The 19,202-nt window shown below is 67.5% G+C and carries 16 protein-coding genes; 7 read left to right on the top strand and 9 right to left on the bottom strand.

Features of this window, described 5'->3' with window-relative positions:
- The first annotated feature begins 111 nt into the window (after positions 1–111).
- Both IPU70_RS03590 and IPU70_RS03585 read left to right on the top strand, forming a co-directional pair.
- On the top strand, positions 112–1,074 hold the full coding sequence (locus tag IPU70_RS03590; RefSeq protein ID WP_207465021.1) for a tripartite tricarboxylate transporter substrate binding protein: 963 nt from the start codon (positions 112–114) through the stop codon (positions 1,072–1,074).
- Positions 1,071–2,663, top strand: coding sequence for a sulfatase (locus tag IPU70_RS03585; RefSeq protein WP_207465019.1), 1,593 nt, complete (start codon positions 1,071–1,073; stop codon positions 2,661–2,663). Before IPU70_RS03590 ends, IPU70_RS03585 begins: the two co-directional genes overlap by 4 nt.
- Positions 2,664–2,702: 39 nt before the next feature.
- Here the strand turns inward: IPU70_RS03585 and IPU70_RS03580 are convergent, their stop codons facing one another.
- The 6 genes from IPU70_RS03580 to IPU70_RS03555 form a co-directional block, all read right to left on the bottom strand.
- On the bottom strand, positions 2,703–4,334 hold the full coding sequence (locus tag IPU70_RS03580; protein ID WP_013393916.1) for an ATP-binding cassette domain-containing protein: 1,632 nt from the start codon (positions 4,332–4,334) through the stop codon (positions 2,703–2,705).
- A gap of 171 nt (positions 4,335–4,505) precedes the next feature.
- A complete protein-coding gene (locus IPU70_RS03575; protein ID WP_371818860.1) occupies positions 4,506–5,501 on the bottom strand; it encodes a serine hydrolase in 996 nt (331 codons plus the stop codon).
- Positions 5,502–5,675: 174 nt separating this feature from the next.
- Positions 5,676–6,545, bottom strand: a complete 870-nt coding sequence (locus IPU70_RS03570) for a CoA ester lyase (protein WP_207465017.1) — start codon at positions 6,543–6,545, stop codon at positions 5,676–5,678.
- A gap of 9 nt (positions 6,546–6,554) precedes the next feature.
- Entirely contained in the window at positions 6,555–7,274 is a 720-nt protein-coding gene (locus IPU70_RS03565; RefSeq protein WP_207465343.1) for a response regulator transcription factor, read from the bottom strand.
- A 320-nt stretch (positions 7,275–7,594) separates the two neighbouring features.
- Positions 7,595–8,065, bottom strand: coding sequence for a hypothetical protein (locus IPU70_RS03560; RefSeq protein ID WP_207465015.1), 471 nt, complete (start codon positions 8,063–8,065; stop codon positions 7,595–7,597).
- A gap of 92 nt (positions 8,066–8,157) precedes the next feature.
- On the bottom strand, positions 8,158–8,757 hold the full coding sequence (locus IPU70_RS03555) for a GNAT family N-acetyltransferase (protein ID WP_207465013.1): 600 nt from the start codon (positions 8,755–8,757) through the stop codon (positions 8,158–8,160).
- Positions 8,758–8,865: 108 nt separating this feature from the next.
- On the opposite strand from IPU70_RS03555, the gene IPU70_RS03550 reads away from it, so the two are divergent.
- Complete coding sequence (locus IPU70_RS03550; RefSeq protein ID WP_207465011.1) at positions 8,866–10,098, top strand: FAD-binding oxidoreductase; 1,233 nt, start codon at positions 8,866–8,868, stop codon at positions 10,096–10,098.
- An 86-nt stretch (positions 10,099–10,184) separates the two neighbouring features.
- Here the strand turns inward: IPU70_RS03550 and IPU70_RS03545 are convergent, their stop codons facing one another.
- Positions 10,185–11,318, bottom strand: a complete 1,134-nt coding sequence (locus IPU70_RS03545; protein WP_305827108.1) for a 3-deoxy-7-phosphoheptulonate synthase — start codon at positions 11,316–11,318, stop codon at positions 10,185–10,187.
- A gap of 240 nt (positions 11,319–11,558) precedes the next feature.
- On the opposite strand from IPU70_RS03545, the gene IPU70_RS03540 reads away from it, so the two are divergent.
- The gene (locus IPU70_RS03540; RefSeq protein WP_207465009.1) at positions 11,559–12,785 is read left to right on the top strand and encodes an EAL domain-containing protein; all 1,227 of its coding nucleotides are present in this window, start codon (positions 11,559–11,561) and stop codon (positions 12,783–12,785) included.
- Positions 12,786–12,974: 189 nt separating this feature from the next.
- A complete protein-coding gene (locus tag IPU70_RS03535; RefSeq protein ID WP_207465007.1) occupies positions 12,975–14,285 on the top strand; it encodes a ferric reductase-like transmembrane domain-containing protein in 1,311 nt (436 codons plus the stop codon).
- Positions 14,286–14,290: 5 nt separating this feature from the next.
- Here the strand turns inward: IPU70_RS03535 and IPU70_RS03530 are convergent, their stop codons facing one another.
- Both IPU70_RS03530 and IPU70_RS03525 read right to left on the bottom strand, forming a co-directional pair.
- Positions 14,291–15,949 (bottom strand): mucoidy inhibitor MuiA family protein, encoded by a 1,659-nt coding sequence (locus tag IPU70_RS03530; RefSeq protein ID WP_371818859.1) that lies wholly within the window; start codon positions 15,947–15,949, stop codon positions 14,291–14,293.
- Positions 15,950–16,094: 145 nt separating this feature from the next.
- Positions 16,095–16,985: a LysR family transcriptional regulator gene (locus tag IPU70_RS03525; RefSeq protein ID WP_207465005.1), complete on the bottom strand. Its 891-nt coding sequence runs from the start codon at positions 16,983–16,985 to the stop codon at positions 16,095–16,097.
- A gap of 104 nt (positions 16,986–17,089) precedes the next feature.
- On the opposite strand from IPU70_RS03525, the gene IPU70_RS03520 reads away from it, so the two are divergent.
- Both IPU70_RS03520 and IPU70_RS03515 read left to right on the top strand, forming a co-directional pair.
- Positions 17,090–18,397 carry an MFS transporter gene (locus tag IPU70_RS03520; RefSeq protein WP_207465003.1) on the top strand — a complete coding sequence of 436 codons (1,308 nt, stop codon included), beginning with the start codon at positions 17,090–17,092 and terminating at the stop codon, positions 18,395–18,397.
- 86 nt (positions 18,398–18,483) lie between these two features.
- Positions 18,484–19,194 carry a DUF2325 domain-containing protein gene (locus IPU70_RS03515; RefSeq protein ID WP_207465001.1) on the top strand — a complete coding sequence of 237 codons (711 nt, stop codon included), beginning with the start codon at positions 18,484–18,486 and terminating at the stop codon, positions 19,192–19,194.
- The last annotated feature ends 8 nt before the right edge of the window (positions 19,195–19,202 follow it).

Below are 19,202 nucleotides of genomic sequence, written 5' to 3'. Positions count from 1 at the left end.
CGTTCAGTTTATTTCATTTCACGCGGACACCTGGCCCTGGGCATACTTGCCGCTCTACGAAAGACAGGCGCACCCCAGGCCAGGGAAGGGCGCCGCGATGGAGACGAAGCAATGAAGAAATTCTGGATGGCCCTGGCCGCAAGCTGGGCCTGTGGCATGACGGGTACGGCGGCTGCCGCAGATGCGTATCCGGCGCGGCCGGTGCAGATCGTGGTGCCGTTCTCGCCGGGCGGCGCGGTGGACGTGCTGGCGCGCCAACTGGCGCAGCGCCTGGAACCCCGCGGCTACACCCTGGTGGTGGAGAACAAGCCGGGCGCGGGCGGCAATATCGCCGCATCCATGGTGGCGCGCGCCGCGCCCGACGGCTACACGCTGCTGATGGGCACCACCAACACGCACGGCATCAATAGCGCGCTGTACGCCAGCCTGCCTTACGACCCGGTGCGCGACTTCGCTCCGGTCGGCCTGGTGGCGGACAACGTGGTGGTGCTGCTGGCCAATGCCGAGTTTCCGGCTTCGACGCTGGCGGAGGCCGTCAAGCTGATCAAGGCCAACCCCGGCAAGTACACCTATGGCTCGCCCGGCCTGGGCACGGTGCACCAGTTGGCGATGGAACAGTTGAAGCATGCCGCCGGCCTGGACGTGGTGCATGCGCCCTACAAGGGCGCCGCGCCGGCGATGGCCGACCTGGTCGCCGGCCACGTGCCGCTGATGATAGGCGGCATCGCGCCGGCCATTCCTTTCCTGGCGTCCGGCAAGGTCAAGGTGCTGGGCGTGGCCAATACCGAAAAGTATGCCGCGCTGCCCGACGTGCCACTGTTCTCCGACGTGGCCGCGGGCGTTGCGGTGCGGTCGTGGATCGGCCTGTTCGCGCCCGCCGGCACGCCGCCCGCCGTGGTGAAGAAGCTGAACGCGGACCTGCAGGCGGTGCTCACCGACGGCGCGTTCGAACAGGCGCTGCAGCCCCTGGGCATGGTGCCGATCTACATGACGCCCGAGGCGTTCGGCGACATGGTCAAGCGCGACATGCCGGCGTGGCGCACGGCAGTGGAAATGTCCGGGGCCAAGCAATGAGCCGTGCCGCGAAACCCGTCAATTTCCTGTTGTTCATCACCGACCAGCACCGCGCCGACCATCTGGGCGCCTATGGCAACCAGGTGGTCCGCACGCCCAACCTGGACCGCCTTGCCGCAGCTGGCTGGCGCGCCGACAACATGCACGTGGCCACGCCCATTTGCATGCCGAACCGCGCCAGTCTGATGACGGGACGCTATCCGTCCGCCCACGGCGCGCGCCACAACGGCATCGCGCTGTCGCTGCGCAGCCGTACCTTTGTCGAAGCCATGCGCGAGGCCGGCTACGGCACCGCGCTGGTCGGCAAGGTGCACTTGCAGAACATGACCGACATCCCGCCGTCCTGGCCGGTGCGCGCCGAGGACAGGCTGCCGCGCGAGGCGGTCGAGCCCGACGCCGGCCGCTATGACCAGGAGCAGCGCAAGCTGTGGCTGGAACGCGCCGACCATGAGTTGAGCTATCCCTATTACGGCTTCGACCAGGTGGACCTGGTCGACGACCACAGCGACGACGTGCACGGGCATTACCGGCGCTGGTTGCGAAGCGTGCATCCTGAGGTCGAGGCGCTGATCGGTCCGGCGCATGCCATCCCCGCGCCGGAATACGAGCTGACGCGCATCCGCCAGGCCTGGCGCACGCGCGTGCCTGAAGAGCTGTATCCCACGGCCTACATCGCCGACCGCAGCATCGATGCGCTGCGCGGCTATGCGGCGTCGGACCAGCCATTCTTCCTGCAATGCTCGTTCCCCGACCCGCACCATCCCTTCACGCCGCCGGGACGCTTCTGGGACCTGCACAAGCCCGAGGACATGGAGCTGCCCGCGTCCTTCCACGGCGCAGGCACCCCGCCGCCGCACGTGGCCTGGCTGCGCGCCCAGCGTGACGCCGGCACCGCGGTCAAGCACACGCCCGCGATCTTCTCCTGCAACGAGCGCGAGGCGCGCGAAGCGCTGGCGCTGAACTACGGCTCGATCGCCAACATCGACAATCAGATCGGCCGGGTGCTGGCCGAGCTCGACGCGCTGGGGCTGGCCGACAACACGGTGGTGATCTTCACCAGCGACCATGGCGACTACCTGGGCGACCATCAACTGATGCTGAAGGGGCCGATCCATTACCGCGGCCTGACCCGCGTGCCATTCATCTGGCGCGATCCCGCCGCCACGCCGACGGCGGGCGCGGCCAGCGACGCCTTGCTCAGCACTATCGACGTCGCGCCCACCGTGCTGGCGCGCGCCGGCGTGCAGCCCTACAACGGCATCCAGGGGCGTGATATGGTCGGACTCATCAACGGGCGCGAGGCGGCCGTGCGCGACGCGCTCATGATCGAGGAAGAAGGGCAGCGCGTGATCCTGGGCTTCAACAGCCGCATCCGCTGCCGCACCTTGCTGGCGGACGGCTTTCGCGTCACGGTCTACGATGGGGCGCGCTGGGGCGAGCTGTACGACCTGAAGCAGGATCCGCACGAGTTGCGCAATCTGTGGGACGAGCCGGCGCATGCCGGCGATCGCGCGCGGCTGCTGGAAAGGCTGGCCTACGGCATGCTGCAACACATCGACACCAGCCCCTATCCCAGCGCGCTGGCGTGATGCGTGGCGCGCGGCCCATCGGGGCCAGCGCGCACCACCTTAAGCAGCCTTGGCGGCCAGCTTGGTCTTGTAGAGCCAGTCCTTGTAGTCGTCCAGGTCGCCATCGAAGGGGCTGACCTCGCCGTCGGCCACGATGATGAATTCATCGGTGGTGGCGCGCAGCAGGTGGCGGTCGTGCGACACCAGCATCAGCGTGCCTTCGAACTGCGCCAGCGCCGTGGTCAGGGCTTCGCGGGTTTCCAGGTCCAGATGGTTGGTGGGTTCGTCCAGCAGCAGCAGGTTGGGGCGTTGCCAGACGATCAGGGCCAGCGCCAGCCGCGCCTTTTCGCCGCCGGAGAACGGCGCGATGGAACTGGTGGCCATGTTGCCGTTGAAGTTGAAGCTGCCCAGAAAGTTGCGCAATTCCTGCTCGCGCACGGTGGGCGCGATCTTCGTCATATGCCACAGCGGCGATTCGTCATGGCGCAGCATCTCCACCTGGTGCTGGGCGAAGTAGCCGATCGACAGTCCCTTGTTGAACTGCGCCTCGCCGGCCAGTGTTGCCAGTTCGCCCGCGATGGTCTTGATGAAGGTGGACTTGCCCGCGCCGTTGATGCCCAAGAGGCCAATGCGCTGGCCAGCCTGCAGCGAAAAATTGATGCCCGACACGATGATCTTGTCGGATTCGACTTCCGTTTCCTCATCCGCGATGCGATAGCCGGCGCTGACCGCGTCCATGGTCAAGAGCGGATTCGGCGCGCGCAAGGGCTCGCGGAACTCGAACGAGAACTCGGCGGCCGCGCGCAGCGGCGCCACTTCTTCCATGCGGGCCAGCGCCTTGATGCGGCTCTGCGCCTGGCGCGCCTTGCTGGCCTGGGCCTTGAAGCGGTCGATGAAGGACTGCAGGTGCGAGCGCTGGCGCATCTGCTTTTCCATCATGCCTTGCGCCAGTTCCAGCTGCGCGGCGCGCTGGCGCTCGAAGGAAGAATAGTTGCCCGAATAGCGCTTGAGCTTGCGCTCATCGATATGGACGATGACGTTGACCACGCCATCCAGGAAATCGCGGTCGTGCGAAATGACGATAAGCGTGCCCGGATAGCGCTTGAGCCAGTCTTCCAGCCAGATGATGGCGTCCAGGTCCAGGTGGTTGGTGGGCTCGTCCAGCAGCAGCAGGTCGGAAGGGCACATCAGTGCCTGCGCCAGGTTCAAACGCATGCGCCAGCCGCCAGAAAAACTCGTCAGCGGCAGGTGCATCTGCGCCTGCGTGAAGCCCAGGCCGGTCAGCAATTGCTCGGCGCGCGAATGCACGGTGTAGGCGTCGGCATCGGCCAGCGCGGCATAGATGTCGGCCATGCGCAGGCCGTTCTCGGTGCTTTCGGGTTCGGCTTCGAGCTGCGCCAGTTCCGCTTCCAGCTTGCGCAAGGTCACATCGCCGTCGATCGCGTACTCAATGGCCGGCCGGTCGAGCGCGGGCGTTTCCTGCGCCACATAGGCCATGCGCCAGCTGGAGGGGTAGTCGAGGTCGCCCTGGTCGGCGTGCAGCGTCCCGCGCAAGAGGCCGAACAGGCTGGACTTGCCGGCGCCGTTGGCGCCGATCAGGCCGATCTTGTCGCCGGGGTTGAGCAGCAGGTCGACCTTGTCGAGCAAGGGCTTGACGCCCCGCATGAGTGAAACTTGTTGGAAGCGGATCATGGATGGTGCAACAGGGACGCGGCAGAATTCCCGCCGGCCGGGCGCGCTGAAAAATAATCGGGGAAGGGGGCGCACGGGCGGCGCGACGGGCGGACGGAACGGGCGTTCGTTCCACGTCAAAGGGCAGTATTGTACAGGGCGCGGCGCGCCAGGCAGGCGCGATGGCGTTGGCTAGCGCGAGGCGAACCGGCTGTCCAGCACCCGCCGCAGGCGAACCGCGTCGCCGAAGCGCGAGCCGCTGGTGCCCTGCGCGTTGAGCAGCACCATGGCCAGGTTGCGTTTGCCGACCTTCACCGCCATGACCAGGCAGTCGCCGGCTTCGCGCGTGGTGCCGGTTTTGGACACCAGGATGTCCCATTGCGGACGGCCCACCAGGATGTTGGTGTTGCGGAAGGTCTGGCCGGCGGCCTGGTAGCTGGTTTCGCCGGTGTACTGCGAGATCAGCGGCTGCGCGGAAATCGCAGTGAGCAACTTGACGAGGTCCCTGGCCGAGGACTGGTTTTCGTTGGACAGGCCGCTCGGTTCGGCGAAGCTGGAGTCGGTCATGCCCAGGGCGCGGGCTTCGGCGTTCATCGCCGCGACGAAGGCTGCCGTGCCGCCGGTATAGGTGCGCCCGAGGGCCTGCGCGGCGCTGTTTTCGGATGGGACCAGCGCCAGGCGCAGCAAATCGGCGCGGCTCAGTTTGGTGCCGGCCGTCAGGCGCGAGGGCAGCTCGCTGGCGGAGCGGGTGTCGCTGGCGTCGATGGTGATGATTTCATCCATGGGTAGGCCGGCCTTCACCAGCGTCAATGCCGTCATCAGCTTGGTGATGGAGGCGATGGGCCGCACGGCGCCCTCGTTGCGCGCGAACAGGATTTCGGAGGTGTCCAGGTCCTGGACCAGGATGGTGCTGGACTTGAGCTTGCCGATTTCCTTGGCCGGGTCGCGCGTGACCAGCGAGGCGTTGACGGCCGCGTCCGGGTCCTGCGGATCGGGCTGCGCGCCCCAGCGCTGGACCGCGATACGCTTGCCGTAGCCATGCTGGCACATCGGCAGGGAGGGCTGGGAATTGCAGGGGTGGAAATTGGCGGCCTGAGCCCGCGCCGGCGCCGGCAAGCCCGCAGCGGTGGCGGCCCACAGCGCCGCCGCGCAGAATGACATCGATACTTGCCGCAAGATCAGCGCCACGATCTCTCCCAGATTCGCCGGACCCGCGCCCGAAGACGCGTTACCGGAATATGCATTTGAAAGCTGATATTACTGCGACGGACGCTTTTGTCGCCGCCGTGTTTGCCCGCGCATGGCGGCGCAGGCTGCGCGCGTGGTCTTGCATCCGCTCGGCCGTATCTGCGGGACAGGGCGCTAGGCGCGCGGGATGGCCTCGGCCAGCGCCAGCAGCCGTTCCGCCTCGTGCGCGTGCAGGTTCTCCACCAAGGCGCCGTCGACCACGGCCACGCCCAGGCCGGCGGCCTGCGCGGCTTGCCAGGCGTCCAGGCGCTTGCGCGCGGTGGCAAGTTCTTCTTCGGTAGGCGCGAAGGCGGCGTTGGCCGCCGCGATCTGCTTTGGATGGATGAGCGTCTTGCCATCGAAACCCTGGTCGCGTCCCTGCCGGCAGGCCGCCTCCAGGCCGGCGTCGTCGTGCAGGTCCAGGTGCACGCCGTCCAGCGCCGCCAGGCCGTGGGCCCGCGCCGCCATTACCGCCATCGATCGCGCCCACAGGGTTTCTTCGCGCGATGGGGTGTGGCGCGCGTGCAGGTCCTTCACCAGGTCCGAGGTGCCGACGACGATGGCCGCCAGTCTCGGATGACCGCAGGCGATGGCGTCCAGCCGCAGAAAGCCCAAAGGCGTTTCCGCCATGGCCCACAAGGGCAGGCCGGCAGGCGCGCCCGCCGCGTCCAGCGCCCGCGCGAGCGCGTCGAGTTCGGCGGCGGACTGTACCTTGGGCAACAGCACCGCGTCGGCGCCCGCCTGGGCAATGGCCCGGACGTCGTCCAGTCCCCAGGGCGTGTCCAAGGCATTGACGCGCACCACGCATTCGCGGCGGCCGTAGCCGCCGGCGCGCAGGGCCGCGGCGACTTGGTCGCGAGCCTGCGCCTTGGCGTCGGGCGCGACGGCGTCTTCCAAGTCAAGAATCAGGACGTCGGCGTCGAGGCTGCGCGCCTTGTCCAGCGCGCGCGCATTGGCGCCAGGCATGTAGAGGACGGAACGGCGGGGTCGGATCGGAGGATGCATGAGGCGGTTTCAGTTCTTGGCGTTGCCGACGATACGCACGGGCGTGGTGCACACATAGCCCACGCCGTACACCGTGCGTATGCCCATGTCGCCGCCTGCCTGCGCGCGCAGCTTGCGGCGCAGGCGGTGCATATGGGCATCCAGCCGGTGCGTGTCGTAGGCCTCCACGCTGGCGCCCAGCGCTTCGATCAGGCGGTCGCGCGACAGGGGCAGCGGCGCGGCCTGGATCAGTGCGCCGATCAGCCGGCTTTCGGTGTCGGTGATGTCCACGCAGACCTGCTGGGGCGACATCAGCGTGCGCCGCGCCGGATCGAAGCGCCAGGCGTCGGATTCGGGAGCGTCGGCATCGCCCGCCGGCACCACGCGCAGGCGGCGCGATAGCGACACCAGAGTGGCGCCCAGTTCGGCCAGGTTGACGGGTTTGGTGAGGTAGTGGTCGGCGCCCAGGCTCAGGCCCGAGACCTTGTCTTCGCTCAACAGGCGTCCGGTCAGCATGATGATGCCCATGGACGGGAAGGAGGTCCGCAAGTGGGACACGCGGGTCAGCGCGTCGCCGTCCGGCAGCATGGCGTCCAGCACCAGGATGCCCGGCGTGACGGTGAGCAACAGCTGGTCCAGCTCCGCCAGGGAGCCGGCAGTGAGGATGCTGCGGCCCAGACCGAGGTCTTCTATGTACTCGGCGATGGTGTCGCGCCAGTCTCCGTGGTCGTCGACGATGATGATGGTCACGGCGAGTCCGGCGTCAGCGGTTGCGCGCAAGGAGGTTCGAGTGCAAACACGCCATCCGCTCCTTGTATCTGGGTCTTCTTGTATAGGGGGAGTCCGCGAGCGCGATATTTTTCGTATCGCGCGCTTGCGGAGAATATCATCATCGCCGCTGCGGCGCCGCGTCAAGAATCAAGGATGGCAGCCGCGCGATGGAGAACTTTGGGTTGATCAAAAAATGAGCAGCCCGTTGCGCGTCGGCCGAACGGCCATCAGCCATGGGTTCGAGCCTGTTTTATCCACAGAAATTGTGGATAAGGCCGGCGCTGTGGATACTGTGCTTTTTATGTAGACAAGTGCTCGACGGGAACGCCGGGCGGCACCTTGCGCATACGGTCGCGCTCGATGCGCGGCGAGGCAAAACGGGTCTTGCGCGCGGCTGCATTCTGCAGCAGCACGGACAGCACCGCGCCCTTGTCCTGTATCCATTGGGTTTTGCCGCGCAGCAATTTCATCGCGTTCTCGACCGTGCCCAGGCGATAGGTCATGGAGTTGATCTGGACCGAGGTCTTGCCGTTGAAGAGGGACGGGTCCTGTTCGGTGATTGCCGCGGCGTCGAGGTTGTTGCTGTCGTGGTCGATGCGGTAGACGAACTTCAAGCCGCTGTGCGGGTCCAGCGCCACCACGAGTTTGTCGGACCCCGATATGTCGGACAGCATGCCGATCACTGGCGACTCGACCAGTTGGTTGCCGCGCTGTTCCTCGGTGTAGATGTATATCGTGTGGCGCGCGGGCGCGGCGAAAGTCTGTTGCATACCTGGCTTCAATAGTGCGTAGTGCGGGGCGGGCCTTGCGGCCCGGACAAGCTGCAAAAAGAGCGTGGCGGCCCGGCCTTACGCGGCCCGGCCTACGCGGCCCGACGCATGCGCATCAGCAGGCGGGCTTTGACCGCGGGCCAGTCCTCGTCGAGGATCGCGAAGTAGATCATGTCGCGCGCGCGTCCCGATTGCGCAATCAGGTGCTTGCGGAACACGCCTTCCTCCACGCCGCCGATGCGCAGGATGGCTTGGCGCGATTGCATATTGCTCAGTTCAGTCTTGAATACAACGCGCATGATACCAATTGTTTCAAAGGCGTGCTGCAACAAAAGAAACTTGGCCTCGGTGTTGGCGCCGCTACGCTGGCTTGCGGGCGTGAGCCAGGTGCCGCCGATTTCCAGGCGCTTGTGGGCCAGCGCAATGTCCATGTAGCGCGTCGCCCCGATGATCTGGCCGTTGTCCTGGCGCACGATGACGAACGGCAGGCAATGGCCGTCGCTTTGGCCGGCCAGCGCGCGATCCACATAGCGCTGCATGTCGTCCTGCGTCTGCACCGGCTCGGGCTGCAGGCGCCAAAGCTCGGGGTGCAGGCCTGCCTGCGCGAGCGCGGCCGCATGGCTGGCGGCCATGGGTTCAAGGCGCACGACCTCGCCAGCGAGCGTGACGGGTGGGAGGCGAGGGGGTGTCATGGCGTATTCCTTGGGAGCAACGAAGACGATGGAGGCGTGCCGCGCAGGAAGGGATTCTACGCGCGAGCGCTCTTGCCGAACACCGCCTGCGAGAGCAGAATCCGCCGCATGAAAACAGACGCCTTGGTCTTGGGTGCGGGCATCGTCGGGGTCAGCACCGCCCTGCATTTGGCGGCGCGCGGCCGTTCCGTGGTGCTGCTGGACCGGCGCGGCCCGGGCGAGGAAACCAGCTATGGCAACGCGGGCCTGATCGAACGGGCCAGCGTGATTCCCTATGCCTTTCCGCGCGACTGGCGCAGCCTGTGGCGCTACGCCAGGAACAATACGCCGGACGTGAGCTACCACCCGCGCTTCCTGCCGCGCATCGCACCGTGGCTGCTGCGCTACTGGTGGCATTCGGCGCCGTCGCGCCTGGCGCGCGCGGCCGAGGCCATGCTGCCGCTGATCGAGCGCAGCGTGGCCGAGCACGATGCGCTCAAGGACGAAGCAGGCCTTTCCCATCTATTCCGGCGCAACGGCTGGATCGATGGCGTGCGCAGCGAGGCCGGACTGGCCCAGGCCGTCGCCGAGGCGCAGGCGCTGGCGCCCTATGGCCTGAACTACCGCGTGCTGGACCGCCAGGCGTTGGCGGCGCTCGAACCCTCGCTGTCGCGCATGGCGGGTGCGGTGCATTGGCTGGATCCGGTCAACGTGTCGGACCCCGGCGCCGTGACGCGGGGCTATGCAGCCTTGTTCGAGCGGCGCGGCGGCGTGCTGGCGCGCGGCGACGCGCGCAGCCTCAAGCCATCGGGCAAGGGTTGGCAGGTGCAGGGCGAACAGGATCTGATCGAGGCCCGCGACGTGGTTGTGGCACTGGGCCCGTGGTCGCCGGACATCCTGCGCCCGCTGGGCTATCGCCTCCCCATGGCGGTCAAGCGCGGCTATCACCAGCACTTCGCGCTGGAGGACGGCGCGACCTTGTCGCATCCGGTGGCCGACATCGAAAGCGGTTTCCTGGTGACGCCCATGACCCTGGGCGTGCGCTTGACGACCGGCGCGGAATTCGCGGCGCGCGATGCGCCGCCTTCACCGATCCAGATCCAGCGCACGCGCGCGCTGGCCCGCCAGCTGCTGCCCTTGGGCGAGGCCGTGGAGCGCGAACCTTGGATGGGATGCCGGCCCTGCATGCCGGACATGCGGCCGGTCATCGGACCGGCGCCGCGCCATCCGGGACTATGGCTGGCCTTCGGCCACGCGCATCATGGCTTCACGCTGGGGCCGGTGACCGGCAAGCTGCTGGCCTGCATGATCACGGGCCAGGCGCCGGACATGGATCCGGCGCCTTACCGCGTCGGCCGTTGAGGGCGGACGCAGCAAGGCGGGAGGGAAAGGGCTTTCGGGCCTGAATCCCGGACCCGACACACAGGCCGCAAATTCAGGCCGGAGCGTCAGGCCTGCTTTGCGGCCTTTTCGCGGCGCTGGCGCACGGCCAGGGCCAGCGTCTCCAGCACAGGCGCGGTCTGCGACCAGCCCAGGCAGGCGTCCGTGATGGACACGCCGCGGCGCAGCGGCAGGCCGGGCTTCAGGTCCTGGCGGCCCTCTTCGAGATGGCTTTCGATCATCACGCCGGTGATGCGGCCGTCGCCCTGGCTGATCTGCGCGGCGATGTTGTTGGCCACGTCGACCTGACGCAGGTGCGACTTGTTGGAATTGGCGTGCGAGCAGTCGATCATGACCTGTTCGCGCTGGCCGGCCGCGCGCAAGGCGGCGCAGCAGGCGTCGACGCTGGCGGCGTCGTAGTTCGGGCCTTGCTTGCCGCCGCGCAGGATGACGTGGGTGTCCTGGTTGCCGCGGGTTTCGAAGATGGCGGCCATGCCCATCTTGGTCATGCCCATGAAAGCATGCTTGGCGCTGGCGGCGACCATGGCGTCGGCCGCGATCTGCACGCCGCCGTCGGTGCCGTTCTTGAAGCCCAGCGGGCAGCTCAGGCCCGAGCTCAGTTGGCGGTGGCTGGGGCTTTCGGTGGTGCGCGCGCCGATGGCGCCCCAGGCGATCAGGTCGGCAATGTACTGCGGGCTGAGCAGGTCCAGGAATTCGGTCGCGATCGGCAGGCCCAGGCCGCTGATGTCCAGCAGCAGCTCGCGCGCGCGGCGCAGGCCTTCATTGATGCGGAAGCTGCCGTCCAGGCGCGGATCATTGATGTAGCCCTTCCAGCCCACGGTGGTGCGCGGCTTCTCGAAGTACACGCGCATGACGATGAGCAAGTCCTTCTGGTGCTGTTCGGCGGCGGAGCGCAGCAGGCGGGCGTACTCCATGGCCTGGCCATGGTCATGGATGGAACAGGGGCCGACCACCAGCACCAGGCGGTCGTCGCGCCCGTGCAGCACGTCGGCGATCTGGACACGGCTTTGCTCGACTAGCGTCTGGATTTCGGTCGAAACCGGCAGCTCGTCTTGCAGCAGTGCGGGCGAAATCAAGGGGCGGACCGCGCTGATGCGGGTATCGTCCGTGCGCGTATTGTCCTGGGTGGAGTCGGCCGCGCCGACCTCGCGGTCGTGCAGGGGGTCGTCAATGCGGGTCAAGGGTAGCTCCGTGCCGTAGATGCGGAAATAAAGACATCTATTATGGCACCGGCCGCGCCGCGGGGCGACGGAAGGCTGCCTCCGTCTGGCTGATGTTCCCGATACTACGACTATCGGCGATGGGCTTGCATTAACCCGTTAGCAATAACGACAGTCCGGGCGCGAATGCCTTAGCATGGTGTACACAGTTTCCAGCGGCCGCCTGCGGGGGCCCGCCCTATATGAGTAGGACGGTAGACCATGCCTAAAACGGAACCCGGCGGGACCCGACGGATACTTCTCGTCGAAGACCATCCGGTCGAACGCGCTTATCTGCAGAACGTGCTGCTGGCGCTGGGTTTCCGCCGGGTGGCCGGCCTGGGCAGCAGCATCGAAGCCGTCACCGCGCTGGCGCGCCAGTTCTACGACGTGGTCATCAGCGACATCGTCACGGGCGAGGGCGACGGCACGCGCCTGCCCAATGAGCTGCGGCGGCTGGTGGACGCCGGCCGCCTGAAGAGCATGCCGCCCATCATCTGGATCAGCAGCCTCAGCGATGAACTGTTGCAGTCGCATGTGCGGCTGGCCTTGCAGGCCGGCTGTCCGTCGGCGCAGGCGCTGTCCAAGCCGGTGTCGCGCACCGCCATGCAGCAGGCGATCAAGGCGGCGCTGCGCAGCCTGGACGAGGACGATGCCGAGTCGCCGCGGCCGCGTTCGCTGCGGCGCGACGTCATCGAGGCGGCGCTGGGCCATGCCTTGATCACGGGGCAGGGCATGAGCGTGGTACTGCAACCGCAGATGAGCCTGTCGACGGGCCGGGTGCTGGCCGCCGAGGCGCTGTCGCGCTGGGATCATCCCGAGCTGGGCGCGATTCCCGCGTCGGACTTCGTGCCCGCCGCGCATCGGCTGGGGCTGGACCGGACCCTGTTCTGCCGGGTCACGGACCGGGTGCTGGAAGTCCTGCAGCGCATGCATGCCGAGGACATCGCCGTGCCCATCGCGATCAATGCCTCGGCCTCCACGCTATGTTCGCGCGACCTGCCGGGCCTGCTGGAGCAGCGCGTGGCGCAAGCCGGCCTGCCGGCGCGGCTGGTCAAGGTCGAGCTGACCGAGGACGAGCCGGTGACCGATTGGCTGGCCCTGTCCTCGGCGCTGAACCTGCTGCGGGTGCGCGGCTTCGAATTGGCGATGGACGATTTCGGCGCCGGCATCGCTTCCATGCGGCTGTTCTCGGCCATGCCCTTCACGGAACTGAAGATAGACCGCGACTTCATCGTGCACATGCACCGCGAGCCCGCGTCGCGCGCCGTGGTTGCGGCCGCGATCGAGATGGGCCGCGTGCTGGGCCGGCGCGTGGTGGCCGAAGGCGTCGAGCACGAGCGCGACGTGGAGCTGCTGCGCGAGCTGGGCTGCGACATGGCGCAAGGCTACGGGATTTCCGTGCCGCTGGAAGCCGACGCCTTCATCGAGTTCTGCCGCGGCCATTGAGCCATCGGTCCGCTGCCATGGAGTATCCTGGCGCTGGCCGGACCCGTCCGGGCCATCCCGATTTTCGGCGAACTTGACCCCGATCAAGACTGCGGCCGCATAGCCAGAATCCACCTCACAGGCGGATTTACCATGGCTTCATGCGGATCGCGCTCGGTGGCGCGGTTCCCTAGATGGAGCGATGAACCGATGCGACGCATACTGGCCGCCGTCCTGCTGATTTCCCTGCTGGCCTGGGCCGGGGCCTGGTGGGCTCAACCTCCGGCCGAGCTCAACGTCTGGACCGCGCGCGACCAACTCATCCTGCTGACCGGCCTGGGCGCCTACGCGGTCATGACCCTGATCATGCTGCTGGCGGTGCGCCCGATGTGGCTGGAAACACGGATGGGCGGACTGGATAAGATGTACCGGCTGCACAAATGGAGCGGCATCCTGGCGGCCGCGCTGGCGGCGGCGCACTATCTGATCAAGCTGGGCAAGCCGTTGCTGCTGGCGCTGTTCGACCCGGTGCCGAAGACCCCGCGGGCCGCAGCCTTGCTGGACATGTTCCGCGGCTCGGCCAAGGACATCGGCGAATGGGCCTTGTGGATCCTGGCGGCGATGGTGCTGCTGACCTTGTGGCGGCGCTTTCCGTATCACATCTGGCGCCAGGTCCACCGCATCGCGGCGGTGATCTTCCTGGTCGTCGCCTTTCATGGCGTGGTGTTGACGCCTGCCGCCTGGTGGTGGCAGCCGGCCGGCTGGCTGGTGGCGATATGCACGGCGGTGGGGACGGTGTGCGCCTTGATGGCGCTGACGGGCAATATCGGGCGCGGCCGCCGCTATAGGGGGCAGGTGCTGGCCATAGATCATCTTTCCGACGACATACTGGCGCTGACCTGTAGGGTGGAGGGCAACTGGCATCATCGCGCCGGGCAGTTCGCCTTCCTGACCACGAACCGGCGCGAGGGCGCGCATCCCTACACGGTGTCCGGCGCGGACGACGGCACCGGCCGGGTACAGTTCTCCATCAAGGCGTTGGGGGACTACACGCGGCGCCTGCAGCGCAACCTGCAGGTGGGGCAGGACGTCATCATCGAAGGCCCCTATGGCTGTTTCGACTTCCAGCGCGACGATGGGCGGCAGCAGATCTGGGTGGCGGCCGGCATCGGCGTCACGCCGTTCATCTCATGGATGGAATCACTGCAAACGGACCCGGACACTGCTCCGGTCGCGACCCTGTACTACTGCGCCCGCAACGCCGATGACGCGCCGTTCGCGGACCACCTGAAAGCGCTATGCGCGCGCGTCCCGAACGTGACGCTGGACGTGCGCTACAGCGAGACCCAGCGGCCGCTGACGGCCGCCGAGCTGGCCGCGCACCACACGCCGGGCGCGCCCTGGCCCAGCGTGTGGTTCTGCGGCCCGGCGGGATTCGCCGATGCCTTGAAGGACGGGCTGCACCGGCGCGGCATGCCGGTGAGCGAACTGTTCCACCAGGAGGCGTTCCAGATGCGCTGAGCGCGTCAGATGCCGGAGACGTCGATATCGCCCGGATAGTCCACCGAGAATTTCAACACCGTTTCGCGCGACTTGCCGGGCTCCATTTCCCAGTCCCAGACCAGCTTGCCGTCTTCCTCGCGCTTGATCTCGCGATCGGCCGGCGACAGCAGCTTGACCACGATCTTCTCGTTGCGCGAGATGGGCAGGCGGTCCTTGAACGACACTTGCTCCTTGGTGGCCTTGTTGTTCTTGACGGTGATCTTGTACTCGTAGGTCACGCGCTTGCCGCTGCCGGAAAAGCCGGTGCTTTCGGTATAGCGGTTGACCAGCTGGCGCTTGATCGATATGCCGTCATCGGCGCCCAGCGCCAGTTCGAGCTTCTCGCCGGGCATCACCGCCTTCATGGCGCTGGCCGCCACGAAGGCGTCGTCCAGGAAGGTGTTGAGCGAGCCGGCCAGGAACGGGAAGTCGGTGCTGTTGCTGGCATGCGCCGTCAGGAACATGGCTTCGCGCAGCGCCGGCGTCGACTGGTACTGCAGCGTGGCGGGCAGCTTGGCCGTGGCGATGGCCACGCGCTGCGAGGAATTGTCGGACAGCAGCGTGGCCGGATTCTTGATCTGGAACGATGCGCTGGTGGCTTCGGCCTGTACCTGGGCGGTGGCCTGATCCAGCGGCTCAGGCATCAGCTCGGCGGCGGGCGCCCCGGCGTCCTCGAAGGACTGGACCCGCTGGCGCGACATCTTGGCCTGGGCTTCGGCCTGCTGCATGGCCGCCACCGGAGCGGGGCTGGGACGCGGGCGGGGCGGAGGCGGCGGAGCGGCCACGTCCAGGATCCACGGCTGCAGCGCGGGCGCGCCGCCGCCCAGCGAGGGGCGCGCGGTAGACAGCGTGAGCTTGACGTTGTTCCAGTCTTCGCCGGTGTTCTGGCGGATGACGCCGAAGTAGCCCAGGTCCACGCTGCGGTCAGCCGGACGCAGGCGCGCGTCGTAGGCGGGCGTCCAGCGGGCGCCGGCCACGGCGTAGGAAACGTTCAGGTCCAGCTTGCCCGCGCGCGCCAGGTTCACGCGCAAAGTGACGGTCTTGGTGCGGCGGTTGAGCGAGCTCTGCAATTGGCCCAACTGGTCCTGCAAGGCGGTGAGTTCACGCTCCAGCGCCTCTTTCTGCTCCGCGACGCGGCGCAGCCCGGCCAGCGCGCGTGCCAGCGAATCCGCGCTCAGCGACTGGATCGCCTTCAGTTCGTCCAAGGTCAGGCGCGCCCCGTCCTTGGCGGGTTCGGTGGCGCCGCGCTGCATCATCAGCACCAGCTCGCGCTGGTTGTCCAGCACCGCGGCCTCATCGTCCAGCAGCGCCTGCTGGCCCTGCAGTTTGCGCACTTGCTCTTCCAGCTGCTTGACGCGCTCGTTGGCGGTGTCGGCCTGATAGGCGTCGCGCACCTTTACGTCCAGCAGCGTGGCCTGGCCAGTGCTCTTGGCAGAGACCTGCAAGGAATTTTCCTGCAGGCTGGCGGGCAGCTTCTCCAGCACCAATTCATGCTCGCCGGCGGCCAGCTCGCTGCTGGCGGCGCGCGTCACGACGGCGCGGTCCTGGTAGACGGTCACGGAACCGATGGAAGAGGCCAGCCCGGCGGCAGCGGCCAGGCCGGGGATCGTCGCAATGGCCAAGGCCAGAAGGGTACGTCGCACTATTTCACCTTTAGACAGGTTGGAATCGCGCGGCGCCGTGCTCCTCGACAGGGACGGACCGCCGCGCGCGCCAAATTTACATTGCGGCCCGGACGCGGGTCTTACAGAAGATGACAAACGCGACAGTGCGATACCGTGGCGCGATCTAGGGGTGGGCAAGCTGGCGCAACATGTCGACGGCATTGGCGGCAGCGGTTGAACGGTCGTGGCGGCGGTAGGCCATGTCCAACAGCGCATGCGGCGCGTCGCCCTTGATGGGCCGGTATTCGATGCCTTGCGCGCCCATGTGCCGCATTGCGGCCGGCACGATGGAAATGCCCACGCCGGCCGCGACCAGGCTGACGATGGATGCCATTTGCGGCGCTTCCTGGATTACCCGCGGCGCGAAGCCGGCGCGCAGGCAGGCCGACATGATCGCGTCGTACAGGCCGGCGCCGATGGGGCGCGGATACAGCACGAAATCTTCGTCCGCCAGCGCCGGGATGGGCAGGCTGCGCTTGCGGCTGAGCGGGTGGTCGGGGGGCAGGGCCACCAGCATGGGTTCGTCCAGCACGCGTTCGGACTCGAATTCCGGATCCAGCACGTAGGGCGGACGCACGAAGGCCACGTCGACTTCGCCTGCGCGCAGGCCGCGCAGCAGCGAGACCGTGTTGCTTTCCGTGAGCGTCACGCGCACGTCGGGATAGCGGTCCCGATAGGCACGGATGGCCTGCGGCAGATAGGGGTGGAACACGGCGGATGCCGTGAATCCCACGGTGATCGCGCCGCGTTCTCCGCGTCCCAGGCGGCGTGCCGTGTCGATCGCGCGGTCGGCGCTGGCGAGGATGGCGCGCGCGTCGTCCAGGAACTGGGCGCCGGCTTCGGTCAGCGCGATGCCTCGCGGCAGGCGCAGAAAGAGCGGGGTGCCGATCTCGCGCTCCAGCTGCTGGATCTGCTGGCTCAGGGGCGGCTGGCCTATGCCCAGCCTGGCGGCGGCGCGCGTGAAGTGCAGTTCCTCGGCGACGGCGGTGAAATACCGCAGGTGGCGCAGTTCCATCGTTATTAAATATGGTTGGGGTGTGTTTCATATATTGGACATATGCAGGGGAAAAGTCTACCTTGATCGCGTGGGCTGCCTGCCCGCTGCTTTCGAGAATTCCGATGTCTTCCCCCTCAGCCTGTTCTTCGTCTTCAACCTCGGCGTCCGCCGCGGCAGCGCCTGTCTCCACCTCGTCCGATCATCTTGCCCGCGGCACCGCCGGATTGCGGCGCGCCCAATGGGCCTTGTTCGCCGCCGGCTTTTCCACGTTTTCGCTGCTGTATTGCGTGCAGCCGCTGATGCCTCTGTTCACCCACGCGTTCGGCGTATCGGCTGCCCAAAGCAGCCTGGTGCTGTCGCTATGCACCGGCTTTCTGGCGGTGGCCATCTTTTTCGTGGGCCTGTTCTCGCAAGCCGTGCCGCGCAAGCGCGCCATGGCGCTGTCGCTGTTTGCGTCCGCGGTGCTGGGCACCATTGCCGCGGCGGCGCCAGACTGGCATAGCCTGCTGGCGCTGCGCGCGCTGCAGGGCCTGGCCATGGGCGGCGTGCCGGCGCTGGCCATGGCCTATCTGGCCGAAGAGGTCGAGCCGGGCACCTTGGGTTTCGCCATGGGCCTGTACATCGGCGGCAGCGCCTTTGGCGGCTTGTCCGGCCGCGTCATCACCGGCCTGGTGTCGGATCATTTCGGCTGGCGCGCCGCGCTGGCCACGCTGGGCCTCCTGGGTATCGTGGCGGCGGTGCTGTTCGTCTGGCTGCTGCCCGCGTCGCGCAGGTTTGCGCCGCAGCGGGGCAGGGGGTGGACCGGCGTGTGGGGCGACGTGCGCGCCGGCGCCGCCTCGCATTTGAAGAACGGCCCCCTGTGCGGTTTGTTCGCCCTGGGCGGCCTGCTGATGGGCGCCTTCGTCACGGTCTACAACTACGTGGGCTTCCGCCTGCTGCTGCCGCCGTTTTCGTTGAGCCAGACCTTCATCGGCTTCATCTTCGTGGTGTATCTGGTCGGGATCTTCGCGTCGACCTGGTTCGGTCGTCTGGCCGACCGTCATGGACGCGGCGCCATGCTGTCGGCCGCCACCGGCATGGCGTTGGCCGGCCTGCTGTTGACCCTGTCCAACTGGCTGCCGCTGCTGATAGCCGGGATCGTGGTGTTCACCTTCGGCTTTTTCGCCGCCCACGCGGTCGCCAGCGGCTGGGTCGGGCAGATGGCGCGCGGCTACAAGGCGCTGGCTGCTTCACTCTATCTGCTGGTCTACTACGTCGGCGCCAGTGTGCTCGGCTCATTGGGCGGCCACTTCTGGAGCACCGGCCAGTGGCCCGGCGTAGCGGCGATGGCGGGCGCGCTGCTGGCCTTGGCGTTGACGATCAGCGCCAGCCTGTACTGGCGCACGGGCCGCGCATCGGCCTCCGCCGCAGTGGGGGGCAGCGCCTCGTAAAGATAGCACCTAAAAGCTAGTAATTCTCATTTATAATTAGCGGCCCGCCCGTAAAGCGGCATCCCCAACCAGATCCGAGGGCCGCGATGAATCCTATCTCCCCCGACAGCCAGAACCTGCAGCGCGAGCATGCCGCGCTGCTGGCCGCCTACGGCCAGGCGCAAGCGCATTGCAGCCGGCTGTTGGCGGCGCAGGCGGCGCGCATCCTGTATCTGGAGAGCGAGGCCATGCGCCTGCGCGCGGCGGTCATCCTGCGCGACACCGCGCTGGCCTGGGCGCGCGAAGACCGCAAGGCGCTGGAGATGTCCATTCCCGGATTGCCCCGGCGCGTGGCCCTGGCCCGCAGCGTCGCCCAACTGATGGAACGGGTGCAGACCCTGATGCGGGAGCGCCTGGCCTGGCAGGGACGGACTGGCGCTGCCGCGCGCGAGCTGGAGACGCTTACGGAGCCGCCGGCCTGGCGGCCCGCGCCTTCCGCGGTGGTGCTGCATGAAAAGGCGGTGCTCTGCGTGGGCGAGGATGCCGTCGCGCTGGCGCTGACCCGCAAGATGGTCGAACTGGCTGGCGGACGCTATCTCGGCCATGACGGCGGCGCCGATACCGACGGCAATACGCTGGAAGCCAGCCTGGTCGCCGCGGACCTGGTGATCTGCCAGACCGGTTGCGTCAGCCATGGCGCGTACTGGCGCGTCAAGGACCATTGCACGCGCACCGGCAAGCAATGCGTGCTGGTCGACAAGCCCGAGGCCCTGCAGGCGCTGCGGCTAGAGCGCGAACCGCTGAAGACGGAGAGCTGAACCGGCCG

The sequence above is a fragment of the Achromobacter sp. SD115 genome (assembly GCF_017355315.1).
Lineage (GTDB): Bacteria > Pseudomonadota > Gammaproteobacteria > Burkholderiales > Burkholderiaceae_B > Achromobacter > Achromobacter xylosoxidans_B.
Note: the sequence above shows the minus strand (reverse complement) of the source record. Positions and strands in the feature narration are given on the sequence as shown.